Source organism: Acinetobacter lwoffii (genome assembly GCF_024129715.1).
In the GTDB taxonomy this organism is placed as follows: Bacteria; Pseudomonadota; Gammaproteobacteria; order Pseudomonadales; family Moraxellaceae; genus Acinetobacter; species Acinetobacter lwoffii_U.
Genome location: NZ_JAMXXM010000013.1, coordinates 34780 through 47498 on the forward strand (window position 1 = coordinate 34780; position 12719 = coordinate 47498).

Below are 12719 nucleotides of genomic sequence, written 5' to 3' on the forward strand. Positions count from 1 at the left end.
ATTAGGTGTCTGTTTTTTCAGTTTGTCTGGCAGCCCAATAAGTGGCTAAAGCTGGCCCTGAAATATTATGCCACAGGCTAAAAATGGCGCTTGGCAAAGCTGTCATTGGAGATGCAGCAAAATGGGTTGCCGCCAAAGCCACACCCAGACCAGAATTCTGCATACCGACTTCAATGGATACTGCACGACAGTCTATTTCTGCCAAGTGAAATATACGACTGGCCCAATAACCCAGTAAATAGCCCATACCATTGTGTAAGGCCACGATTCCTAAAATCATTAACCCAGACTCCAGAATCTGGGCTTTACTGCCGGCAATAATCGCCGCGACAATTGCCACAATCGCAATCACAGAAATCAACGGCATGACCTGAATATAGGCCGTGACTTTTTGCTTGAGTAGCGCCCGTACGATTAAGCCCAGAATAATTGGGAATAACACCACCTGTAAGATCGACACCAGCATCGACCAGGCATTGATCTCAATCCACTGACTGGCCAACACATAGAAAATGGCCGGAGTTAAAATGGGCGCAAGTAACGTAGAAACCGAGGTACAGGCGACCGACAAGGCAGTATTGCCCTTGGCCATATAGGTAATCACATTGGATGCAGTTCCGCCCGGACAGCAACCCACCAAGATTACCCCGATGGCAATCTCTGGTGGCAGCTGGAACAGCTTGCACAGCAAAAAGGCCAAACCCGGCATCACCATAAACTGGGCGACGACGCCAATCGCTACTGCCTTCGGACTTTGCAAGACACTTTTAAAATCTCCGACGGTCATGGTCATGCCCATGCCGAACATGATGATGCCCAACATCCACGGAATATAAGCCCGTAACCAGACAAAAATTTCAGGGATCATCAAGGCAATGCCAGAAAAAAGCAGCACCCATAAAGCAAAGGTTTTTTGGACAAATTGGCTAAACTGGAGCAAGGCTGACATGGGTTTCATCCAGGTGATATTAAGGGAGAAAAAGCAAGATAAAACAGGCACCCGTTGATGCCTGAATTTTTATATTCAAATATAAATAAGATCAAAGGGATATTAAGTTCTATCCCTATCCAGTGTTAAGCTGCTTGAACAATATCTTTCACATAGATACGTTTCACGCCATGCGACAGCATATCCTGCCAGGCATGTTGCAAGGAACCATTCAGGTCAATGCCCTTGGTGGCATCGGCAATCACATAGGTTTTAAAACCCAGTTTACAGGCATCGATTGCAGTCCAGGCCACACAAAAGTCCGTGGCAATTCCGACCACATAGACCGTATCAATCCCACGCTCACGCAGATAGCCAGCAAGACCCGTTGTGGTTTTCTGGTCGGCTTCCATAAAGGCCGAATAACTGTCGATCTGGGAATGAAAACCCTTGCGAATGATGAGTTGTGCTTGCGGTAAATTTAAATCCGGATGCAGTTCGGCATCGCGTGTCCCTTGTACACAATGCTTTGGCCATAAGACCTGAGTGCCATAATCCAGCTGAATGCTGTCATAGGCGGCTTTGCCGGGATGGTTGTCTGCAAAAGAAATATGGTTGTCCGGATGCCAGTCCTGAGTCAGGATAATATGCTTAAAATGCTGACCCAATAAATTGATATTTGGAATAATCTGGTCAGCATTGGCTACAGCCAGATTGCCTCCTGGAGTAAATCCTCTTTGTACGTCTACGACCAGTAAAGCAACATTATTCTGCATCTGTTTTCATCCATTGAAATCTCGATTTATGCCCAAGCATAGCGCAAAACACTCGAGGATTTTTAGCCTTGCTGCTAAAAATGGCATGACTGTGTATTCTCAGCATACCCATATGAGCAAATCAATAGATTCATTGTTTTTGACAAATATGAGATGAGCTCCGGGCTTGTATCAAGCTAGATCTCTACAAAAAATAAGTTTTAAGATATAAAGTGATGAGCCTTTCTAATTAGAAAACAGTATATTTAATTCTTAAATTCTGAAAATAAAAAAGCCTGCAAAAGCAGGCTTTTTAAAATCTTGGAACATTACACTTTAGTGCGGTTCACCAGGAACAGCATACATAATGCAGAGATGATGATACATGGGATCGCAGCGCTAATGACTCCCGCAGCACCAAAACCTGCTGTCAATAACTGACCGGCAATGACTGGACCCAGCATGGCACCGATACGGCCAACTGCAGACGCAACACCAACACCAGTACCACGCACTTCAGTCGGATACACGATACTACCGAAGGCATACAGTACGCCCTGACAGCCAATCACGAAGGCACCGGCCAATGCGGCTGCCATATACATCTGGTTCAGCGAGCTTGCCCCATTCAGCGCCAGTAGACCTGCCGAAATACCACCGTACATCAACAGGATCACATAGGCTTTCTTCCAGCGGTCGGTCAGCATACCCAAAATAATCGTACCAATCGTCGCTGTAACCATGGAGTAGAACTGTGCGGTTGAACCATCCTTACGTGTGAAGCCAAGTTCCATAAACAATGATGGCAGCCAGCTCAACATGATGTAAACCACCATCAAGGTAAAGAAGTAGCTCACCCAGATACACAGCGTACGCAACAGGTTGTCCGAATTAAACAGGTCCTTGAATGAACCCTGCGGTGCAACAGCAAGTTCTGCAGCCGTTTTGTTCTGTGCTTTCAGGTATTCCTTCGATTCAGGCAAAAATAGCATCATCAGTGGAATGGCAAAAATCGGTAACAGACCACCAAGATAGAAAACATTCTTCCAGTTGGCGCCAAATTCAGTTGCAGCAATCAAAGACAAAATCGCTGCACCGACTGGCATACCGCAGTACATCAAGCCCACTGCACGACCACGATTTTGTGGAGAGACTGCTTCAGAGGCGAGTGTGATCAGAATCGGCATCGCGCCGCCCAGACCTGCTCCGGCCAGGAAACGCACTGCCAGCAAGCTGTTAAAGCTATTGACCCAAACCGTACATAAGGTAAATACAGCAAATATTGCTGTCGACCAGATCAAGACTTTCTTACGGCCAATGCGATCTGCAAATCGACCACCAACCAGTGCACCCGGTAATAAACCCAGAATCCCTGCACTAAAAAACACACCCAACTGGGAACTATCGAGACCAAAATGCTCACGAATACCTGCAGCAGCAATTCCGGCTGCCTGAATATCTAAGCCTTCAATCACCGCAATCAGAAAACAGATCGCGACCGTGACGATAGCATGCTTATTGTCTGATTTTTCCATTGGATTATCCTTGTTCAATCAGCGTTACAAAAGACAGCCATCATCTATGAGCCTGATTGCAGAAATAACTATCAATAAGTTGAACGTTTTGCTTGGATATTCCCAAAGGAGCAGAAGCAGATGAATATAGGATAAGACCAGATAAAGTCGCAAAAACACTTAATCAGAACACCATAAAGTTCAAGACTTAGACTTTAAGGCTTATACATCAAGTTAAAAAATTAACCGATAAGAAAAAAAATTCTCAATTTATTGATATTTAAAAAAGATTAGTCTTAGTCGTTTTTGGCTTTATTTGTTTTGGTGCGAGAGTGCGATCAAGATGTACGAGATCTCAATTTATCCAATATAACTATTAATCCAAAATCAAAAGGCATAAAAATCGCAGTTTTCAGCTGATCTTTTTGCACAAGCCTTATCATTATTGGGTGGATTTGGGGCAATCTCCTCCATTGTCTAGACTGGAGACATAACTTTGGTCTCAGGATTTTGCTTTATAAATCATCTTATTTATTACTTGATTGTTTCCAAAAGGCTTTGTATAAAGAATTCAGTAGCTTTTACTAAAGCATATTGTTCTTATGCGTTTGATCAGTCATAATTTGCATAAGCAATATTCAATTCAATGCAAATCTATTGAATTTGCTATAAATCAAAATACAAATCCATCCCAATTTATGTTTTCTCATTCCTTTCGGATGGACAAATAGGATAGTTTTTTAAAATGACTCAGCAAGCACAGACCATTCAAGGTTCCATAGTCGCAATCGTCACCCCTATGTTTGAAGATGGCAGCGTAGATTGGAAGGGTCTCGAGAAGCTGGTTGAATGGCATATTGCAGAGGGCACCAACAGTATTGTCGCCGTTGGAACGACAGGCGAAGCCTCTACTCTCAGCATGAGTGAACACACCCAGGTGATCAAAGAAATCATTCGTGTGGCTAACAAACGTATTCCTATTATTGCCGGCACAGGTGCGAACTCGACCCGTGAAGCGATCGAACTGACCCGCGAAGCCAAAGAGCTAGGGGCAGATGCCGCTTTACTGGTGACGCCGTATTATAATAAACCGACTCAGGAAGGCTTATACCAGCATTATAAAGCCATTGCTGAAGCGGTTGACCTGCCACAGATTCTTTATAATGTTCCAGGCCGTACCGGTGTGGATATGGCCAATGAAACCGTGATTCGTCTGGCGGATATTCCACAAATTATCGGTATTAAGGATGCGACTGGCGATGTACCGCGCGGTGCTGAACTACTGCAAGGCCTTGTCGGTAAAGATATGATTGTTTATTCAGGTGATGATGCGACTGCGTATCAGCTGATCGCTCATGGCGCCAAAGGTAATATTTCGGTCACGGCGAACGTGGCTCCGAAAGCCATGAGCGAAGTGTGTGCAGCAGCGATTGCTGGTGATGCAGCCACAGCTGAACAGCTAAATGCTCAGGTTGCAAATTTACACAATATTTTATTTTGCGAATCGAACCCAATTCCTGTGAAATGGGCACTCCATGACATGGGCTTAATTGGTACAGGTATTCGCCTTCCATTAACACCACTTGCAGAACAATATCGCGCTCCGCTTCATGAAGCACTGGTCGAAGCGGGCGTTATTAAATAAAAGAGCACAAGATTATGCAATTACGTTTAGGACTTAGCCTTACACTTTCAGTATTCAGTTTGGCAGGTTGTAGTTCAATGGCCTTTAATAATGGCACTTTAGACTATAAAGAGACTACTACCCTGGAAGCTTTACAATATCCTGAAGGCGCCATGGTTCGTCCTGCAACGCCATTGTATCCTGCTCCAACAGTTGATCCGCTTGCAATTGAACATGCACCGAAACTTGAAAACCAGCGTGGCAACCGTTTTGCCTTGCCACGCCCACAAGCCCAGAATGAAAACTCAAATACAGCTGATCTAACCGAAACCAATACGGTGGGTAAACCACAGTTGGTCACTGACGGAAATCTTAATCCGCTGCTTAAAATTGAGGGAAATTCTGCTACAATTTGGCAATATACACTTGCCACCCTCAGCAGTCTGAATCATAGCATCGTTGCGCAGAGCAAAAATCGTTACGAAGTCACGATTAAGGTCGACCAGCAGACCTATGTATTAAGATTATCTTCTGTCGGTTCGAGTAATAACCTCGCTGTGTTCAATGCCGATAACAGTTTTGCCGACCGTGAAAAAGCCGCAGAACTGCTTAACCAGATTTACCAAAATTGGCCAGCCTAGACATTTCTAGGCATTTTTTTTTGTAAAAGGTTCCCTCATGTTAAAACAAACCTTGCTCTATACTGGTAAAGCGAAATCTGTCTACACCACAGACAGTTCAGACCATCTGATTTTAGTCTTTCGCGATGATGCCTCAGCATTCAATGGCGAAAAAATTGAGCAACTAGATCGTAAAGGCAAGGTGAACAACCGTTTTAACGCCTTCATCATGGAAAAACTGGCAGAAGCGGGAATTGAGACCCACTTTGAAAAGCTACTGACTCCAAATGAAGTGCTGGTGAAAAAACTGGATATGATCCCGGTCGAATGTGTGATTCGTAACTATGCAGCAGGTTCTTTATGTCGCCGCTTGGGTGTGGAAGAAGGCAAGGAACTGACTCCTCCAACATTTGAATTGTTCTTTAAAGATGATGCGCTTGGCGATCCAATGGTCAATGAATCACAAGCCATTGCTTTAGGTTGGGCAACTGCTGAACAATTGGCGAAAATGAAAGAATTGACTTACCAAGTGAACGATGTGCTTAAAGCATTGTTTGATGCAGGTAACATGATTCTGGTCGATTTCAAACTTGAATTCGGCGTGTTCCATGACCGTATCGTACTGGGTGATGAATTCTCTCCAGACGGTTGCCGTCTATGGGACAAAGACACCAAGAAAAAACTGGATAAAGACCGTTTCCGTCAAGGTTTAGGCGGCGTGGTTGAAGCCTATGAAGAAGTGGCTGGCCGTTTAGGTATTAATCTAGACAACATCTAATCTGTAAATACGCAGATTTGAAAAAACCGAGCTTTTTAGCTCGGTTTTTTATATCCGACTATTAATCGGAAAAATAAATTTTTATTATTAAAATGATCGTTTTTACATCAAAAACTACATGCATTAATATTATCACATACCAGGCAAATCAGTGAGTTGACGCACTTTACTCCATATTTTCCGACCAAATTTCTCCTCTACCCTCTAGGATGTTATCTCCCTCAAAAACATCCTACTTTCAGCCCAATTCGCCTTGAATTGGGCTTTTTTTTAATCTGTTCAATTAGTTGGGATACCCAGCTTTATTGCTGCTGTTGTTGCTGTTGCCAACGGCGTTGCTGTAAACGCTCCCCTTCAACTTCACGTTTATTACGTGCTGATTCATACAGTTTGGTATCCTTCAGTTCTGGCGGCATATATTCCTGTAGCACAAAATGCTCAGGATAATTATGCGGATACAGATAATCCACGCCATAGCCCTGCTCTTTCATCAGCTTGGTTGGCGCATTTCTTAAATGCAAAGGCACTGGCAAATTTGAAGTTTTATCTGCGAGTTCCATCGCCTTGTTAATCGCCAGATAGGTACTGTTACTTTTAGCACTGGTCGCCAGATAAACTGCACATTGCCCCAAAATAATCCGGCATTCCGGCATGCCTACAGCTTGTACCGAACGGAAACATTCACCGGCCAGCAACAAGGCATTCGGGTTGGAATTACCGATATCTTCAGATGCGGCAATCAGCATACGCCGTGCAATAAACACCGGATCTTCACCGCCTTTGAGCATGCGTGCCATCCAGTACAGGGCTGCATCTGGATCACTGCCGCGAATGGATTTGATAAAGGCCGAGACCAGATCATAGTGCTGCTCACCGGACTTGTCATAACGGGCGATATTCTGCTGTGCGACTTTCACCACGACCGCATTGGTGATGATATTTTCCATATCCGCTTCAAAGGTACTGGCAATCAGATCCAGTAGATTCAGCGCCTTGCGAGCATCTCCTGCCGCAAACTGGATCAGGGCATCAAATTCTTCAATCAGGATATGTCTTTCCTGCAAGAAAGAGTCATTTTGTAAGGCTTGCGTCAACAAAGTCTGAATCGATTCAGCGCTCAATGCATTCAGGCTATACACCTGACAACGTGACAATAAGGCACTATTCACTTCAAAAGACGGATTTTCAGTGGTGGCGCCAATTAAGGTAATTTTCCCTTTCTCGACCGCATTTAATAACGCGTCCTGCTGGGATTTATTAAAGCGATGAATTTCATCAATAAATACCACTGGCGTCAGCAAATCACCACCTTCGGCAATGATTTCACGCAGTTCTTTCACGCCGGTATTCAGTGCAGACAGGCTGATAAAAGGCCGGTCTACCGCTTGAGCCAGCAGTAAGGCAATGGTGGTTTTTCCGACTCCGGGAGGTCCCCAGAAAATGATCGAAGGTAGATGCCCCTGATCAATCATCTGGCGTAAGGGCGCCTGCTCACCCAGCAAATGTTCCTGCCCGATAATCTGTGCAAGGTCGCGTGGCCGTAAGCGTTCTGGAAGCGGGATATGACTATCTGACATGTTATTATTGGCTCAAACTAAATTCTGATCTCATTCTAACACCAGCAGTTTTGATTCCAAGAATGCAAACATCAAGCATAAAAAATTAATTTATGGAGATATCCTCTATTTTTTTAATTCTGAATGAATTAATCTCTATAAAAGCGAATAATTTGAACATGATTAATTGTGAATTAATTACAGTGTAATTTTCATATTGTTTATTCTAATTAAAAGAAACTTATCTCGCCCCTTGGGCACTTTTGGGTTGTAGTGGTGAATGCATGAAGCATGATAAATTTGAACAGGGAGCTGTGAGTCGGTCTAAGCCACTGACGTCATCATCACTGATTGCACCCCACGTTCACTTGTCTGAATCGGTTTTGTTAAAAAATCTGATCGATGCCTTACCGCAACCCTTGTGGGTCAGCAACAAAAAACATCTGCAATATTTTAACGATGCCTTGACTGATTATCTTGGCGTGAACCTGAATGAACAGGGTCATCCGCAATGGCAGAGCTTTATTCATGCAGAAGACTTGCAGCTGTTTTTAGCGCAGTGGCATGCTGCGCTGGATCAGCATCAGAACTTTGAAACCCAGTGCCGGATTAAACGCAGTGATACCCATTATCGCATGTGTACCCTAGCGGTAAAATTTCATCATGAACCTGAACATTTGCTGCAATGGGCCGTTTCCCTGACTGATGTGCATGATTATTTTGAAATCCAGCAACAACTTTCTCAAATCGTTTCAACTCAGGAAAATATGCTGGATGCCAGCGCAGACTGCATTAACATTATCAGTCCTGAAGGTGAGATTCGGCATAGCAACCAGTCTGGCTGTCTGGCACAAGAAAATGAGACCACAGAACAAGATCAAGACCGTTCATTGTGCTGGTTAAATCGCTTAACCCCTGAAGCCCGAAAATCCGGACAACGTGCTCTGAAACAGGCTGCCCAAGGCTTAAACAGTCGTTTTTCCAGCAAAATTCAGATCAAAGATCAACCAATCCAATATTGGGATCATCTGCTCACCCCGATTCTGGATCAGCAGAATATTACCCAAAATATTCTCTGTGTATCACGCAATATTAGTCAGCAAAAAATCGCAGAAACCCGTTTAAAAGAAGTGATTAAACGCGATGAATTGACTGGCCTGTATAATCGCAGTACCTTCTATAAAACCTTTAAACAGGTACTGTTAAAAGCCAAACAGCAACAGACCATGGCAGGTTTACTGCTGATTGATCTGGACTATTTCCGGCATATTAATGACACCTTGGGCCATATTGCTGGCGATCATCTGTTACATGTCTTAGGCAAACGCTTCCAGACCTGTTTTGGTCCGAATACCATCATCGCCCGTTTGGGTGGTGATGAATTTGCCGTACTGGTGAAAAATCTGGAAAGTGAAGAGCAACTGCTGGCAACGGCGCAAATGGCCTATGCCCAGCTGGATCAGCCGATCAATTATGTTGGCAATAGCCTCAATAGTGCCATGAGTATTGGCTGTGCCATCCATCCACGAGATGCGCTCAACACCTCTAATCTGTTGAAATGTGCTGATATCGCCTTAAATGACCTGAAAAATAGTGGTCGTGGTGGCATCCGCATGTTTAATCAGGAAATGTGCGGTTCACTGGAAAATATAACCAAGCAGCTGACTCTGGCTCGCAAGATTATTCTGGCCGATCAGATCATTCCCTATTACCAACCTAAAGTACGTCTTTCTGATGGTGCAGTGATTGGTTTCGAAGCACTATTACGCTGGCAAGATCAGAATCAGAACATTCAGTTACCTTCCGAAATTTTTGCTGCCTTTCAGGACTATGAGCTGGCCTCACGCATCAGTGAGACCATGCAACTGAAAGTCTTTGCAGATATGAGTCGCTGGCAGGCACAAGGTCTGGATCTGTTACCGATTTCCATCAATGCTGCACCGGTCGAATTCCTGCGCGATGACTATGCCGAAAAACTGTTGGCACGCCTGTCCAACTTTGATATTCCCGCACATAAAATTGAACTAGAAATTACCGAGCAGAGCCTATCCGAACATGGTGCCAATTATGTGGTTCGCGCCCTGAACCTGCTGAAACAGGCCGGAATCCAGATTTCGCTGGATGATTTCGGCACTGGACATTCTTCGCTGACCCGCTTGCAGGACTATCCGGTGGGTTGCATCAAGATTGACCGCAACTTTGTAGAACGCATGAACAGTGACCCATCTGCCCTGGCCATTGTCAAAGCCATTACCCAGATTGGCTCCAGTATTGCACTGGATGTTCTGGTCGAAGGAATTGAGAATACAGAACAGCTGGACACCCTGATCCATTGTGACTGTCAGATTGGACAGGGATTTTATTTCTATCGTCCGATGGCCGGTGCTTCGGCCCAGGCCCTACTCCATCCGGCAGATCAATAAACGAATCACGTAGGCAGATTTAACGCACCCAGCGTACGATATAGTCTTCGATGTCATCTTCATGAATATCGCTTTCAGTCAGGCAGCGCCCTGCTGCCGACTTGCGTGCCTGAATCACACTTTCCCGTGAACCGCTAATCAGATAATGCCAGGATGGCAGGCTTTTACCCTGCTCTACCCGACGATAGGCACAACTCGAAGGCAACCAGTGAATCGTTTCCAGCTTCTCTGGCGTGAGCTGAATACAGTCCGGCACATATTGCAGGCGATCCGGATAATTGGAACAACGCGCAGTGCTACAATCCAGCAGTTTGCAAGCCACTTTGGTATATGCGACTTCCTGAGTATCTTCATCTTCCAGTTTAATCAGACAACATAATCCACAACCATCACACAAGGCCTCCCACTCGACTTGCGTCAGTTCAGCAAGTGAATAGTTTTTCCAGAATTCGGGACGTAAAGTATCGCTCATGATCGGGCCGGAATATTCAAAAATCAGCTGATTATAACAGCCAGAACCCTGCAGACCTACTGTCTCAAATTTTTATTGTTATCACGTAAACTATTGTTAAATCAGAGACAGTTCATCAACACAACACTAACAGTCGCTGGAATCGTTTATTTCTATACTAAATTTGAAAATAAAAACACATGGAGAATATATATGTTTCGCTGGGCTATTATTTTTGCTGTTATTGCATTAATTGCGAGTCTACTTGGTTTCGGTGGCGTCGCAGGCTTGTCTAAGGATTTTGCGATTATCTTGTTGGTAATTGCGGTGATTCTTGCGATCGTTGGTTTTCTTTCGCGCGGCAAGGTCTAGATTTACGCTAGACCTTTTCAAAGCAAGTGTTAGCTTTCAAAAAACAAGAGCCTTCTGGCTCTTGTTTTTTTATGGGTATTTTAATGATCTGTTTTGATCAGGCATGCTTCGTTCAATATAAGCTTAAGGCTTTAAATGACGTGGTCTAAAACCTGCCACCAGCAAGGCTGCAACATATGCCACCACACCGACAACACATAAGATCAATACTTCTAAGACACGCATCCATTGTGATACATCTGCGTTATACCAACTCAGGGCATAGGCCAGAGCTGCAATCATCACCACATTGGCAAACATGAATTGCAGGAAGATTTTTTTCCAGTGCGAACCAAAACGGAAAATATCACGCTTATGCAGATAATAATAAAGCAAACCGGCATTGACCATCGCTGAACCCGTCGATGCCAGTGCAAGCGCCATATGCTCTGCTTCCCAGTCAATCAGCTTGAAGAAACCAATAAAAATCACGTTCAGAATCGCATTGGCCGCCACAGCCATCAAACCGACACGCACCGGGGTTCTGGTATCCTGCTTTGCATAAAAACCGGGTGCAAAGACTTTAATCAACATAAAGGCAATCACACCACCGCTCATACATTGCAGCGCCAAAGCCGTCATCTGGGTATCTTCAAAGGTGAATTGGCCACGTTCAAACAGGGCCTGAATAATCGGGGTCGACAGCATAAACAGTGCAATACTGGCGGGTAGGCCTGCCATCACAATGACTTTAGCTGCCCAGTCCATCATGCCACGGAATTTTTCTGGGTTCTGTTCAGTATGCCGTGCCGATAACGACGGCAAAATCACGGTACCAATTGCAACACCGATCAGACCTAGTGGCAATTCGGTCATACGCTCGGCACTATACAGCCAGGACACCGAACCATCCTGCATGAATGAGGCCCAGATGGTATTTAATAGCAGGTTAATTTGCGTGACAGATACACCAAATAATGCCGGCAGCATCAACTTCATGATGCGATCAACGCCTTCATGCTTGAAGTCAATTTTCGGTGGAATCAGCAGATTTTTACGCCACAATTCAGGAATTTGGATCGCCAGCTGTAAAATACCGGCAATGATCACAGCCCAGCCCAGCGCCATAATCGGCTCGGCCATATAAGGCGTAAGCCAGAGCGCCCCGGCAATCATCGCCACATTCAGCAAGACCGGCGCAAATGCCGGGGTACTAAAAGAGCCATAACTGTTCAGAATACTGCTGGCAAAAGCCGTCAGTGACATGAACAGCAAATAAGGAATGGTCAGGCGGAACATGTCGGTCGCCAGAGCGAACTTTTCAGGATCGCTATGGAAACCGGGCGCATAGATATACATAATCAATGGCGCAGCAATGATCGCGACCATGGTAAGCGTGGTCATGACCGTGGCCAGACAGCCAAACACCCGGCTAATCAGGATCTGGACTTCGGTATGCGTGCGACTGGTTTTATATTCAGTCAGTACCGGAATAAATGCCTGTGAAAATGCGCCTTCGGCAAATAAACGCCTGAAAAAGTTTGGAATACGAAATGCGACTACGAAGGTATCGAAGTCTTTACCAGCACCAAAGACATTCAGTAAAACAATATCTCGAACCAATCCCAGTACGCGTGACAACATGGTCATCGCACTGACAATGACGGTCGAACGCCAAAGCGCCATCCTATTCACCTAATGTATAAATTTGTGGCTATT

At 44.8% G+C, this 12719-nt stretch carries 11 protein-coding genes; 5 read left to right on the forward strand and 6 right to left on the reverse strand.

Translation table 11 applies throughout. From position 1 onward, the window contains the following. Position 1 precedes the first annotated feature (1 nt). The 3 genes from NI462_RS09675 to mhpT form a co-directional block, all read right to left on the reverse strand. Positions 2 to 949 carry a bile acid:sodium symporter family protein gene (locus NI462_RS09675; RefSeq protein WP_253160363.1) on the reverse strand — a complete coding sequence of 316 codons (948 nt, stop codon included), beginning with the start codon at positions 947 to 949 and terminating at the stop codon, positions 2 to 4. Positions 950 to 1074: 125 nt separating this feature from the next. Further along, the gene (pncA, locus tag NI462_RS09680) at positions 1075 to 1704 is read right to left on the reverse strand and encodes a bifunctional nicotinamidase/pyrazinamidase (protein WP_253160367.1); all 630 of its coding nucleotides are present in this window, start codon (positions 1702 to 1704) and stop codon (positions 1075 to 1077) included. A 308-nt stretch (positions 1705 to 2012) separates the two neighbouring features. Then, positions 2013 to 3218, reverse strand: a complete 1206-nt coding sequence (mhpT, locus tag NI462_RS09685; protein ID WP_253160370.1) for a 3-(3-hydroxy-phenyl)propionate transporter MhpT — start codon at positions 3216 to 3218, stop codon at positions 2013 to 2015. Positions 3219 to 3942: 724 nt separating this feature from the next. Here mhpT and dapA point away from each other — a divergent pair. Genes dapA through purC form a run of 3 tightly spaced genes read left to right on the forward strand, consistent with a single transcriptional unit; the run spans position 3943 to position 6219 of the window. Next, positions 3943 to 4842: a 4-hydroxy-tetrahydrodipicolinate synthase gene (gene dapA, locus NI462_RS09690; protein WP_253160372.1), complete on the forward strand. Its 900-nt coding sequence runs from the start codon at positions 3943 to 3945 to the stop codon at positions 4840 to 4842. A 14-nt stretch (positions 4843 to 4856) separates the two neighbouring features. Further along, the gene (locus NI462_RS09695) at positions 4857 to 5462 is read left to right on the forward strand and encodes a lipoprotein-34 precursor (NlpB) (RefSeq protein ID WP_253160374.1); all 606 of its coding nucleotides are present in this window, start codon (positions 4857 to 4859) and stop codon (positions 5460 to 5462) included. Between the two features lie 37 nt (positions 5463 to 5499). Further along, the gene (purC, locus tag NI462_RS09700; RefSeq protein ID WP_004281247.1) at positions 5500 to 6219 is read left to right on the forward strand and encodes a phosphoribosylaminoimidazolesuccinocarboxamide synthase; all 720 of its coding nucleotides are present in this window, start codon (positions 5500 to 5502) and stop codon (positions 6217 to 6219) included. 302 nt (positions 6220 to 6521) lie between these two features. On the opposite strand, the gene NI462_RS09705 is transcribed toward purC, so the two are convergent. Continuing rightward, complete coding sequence (locus tag NI462_RS09705) at positions 6522 to 7796, reverse strand: replication-associated recombination protein A (protein WP_253160377.1); 1275 nt, start codon at positions 7794 to 7796, stop codon at positions 6522 to 6524. A 263-nt stretch (positions 7797 to 8059) separates the two neighbouring features. Here NI462_RS09705 and NI462_RS09710 point away from each other — a divergent pair, with 263 nt between their 5' ends. Beyond that, complete coding sequence (locus tag NI462_RS09710) at positions 8060 to 10198, forward strand: putative bifunctional diguanylate cyclase/phosphodiesterase (protein ID WP_253160379.1); 2139 nt, start codon at positions 8060 to 8062, stop codon at positions 10196 to 10198. Between the two features lie 19 nt (positions 10199 to 10217). Here the strand turns inward: NI462_RS09710 and NI462_RS09715 are convergent, their stop codons facing one another. Then, complete coding sequence (locus tag NI462_RS09715; protein WP_004281244.1) at positions 10218 to 10670, reverse strand: YcgN family cysteine cluster protein; 453 nt, start codon at positions 10668 to 10670, stop codon at positions 10218 to 10220. A 192-nt stretch (positions 10671 to 10862) separates the two neighbouring features. Between NI462_RS09715 and NI462_RS09720 the strand changes: the two genes are divergently transcribed. Beyond that, entirely contained in the window at positions 10863 to 11021 is a 159-nt protein-coding gene (locus tag NI462_RS09720) for a DUF1328 domain-containing protein (protein ID WP_004647174.1), read from the forward strand. Positions 11022 to 11144: 123 nt separating this feature from the next. Here the strand turns inward: NI462_RS09720 and murJ are convergent, their stop codons facing one another. Next, a complete protein-coding gene (gene murJ / locus NI462_RS09725) occupies positions 11145 to 12695 on the reverse strand; it encodes a murein biosynthesis integral membrane protein MurJ (protein ID WP_253112637.1) in 1551 nt (516 codons plus the stop codon). Positions 12696 to 12719 lie beyond the last annotated feature (24 nt).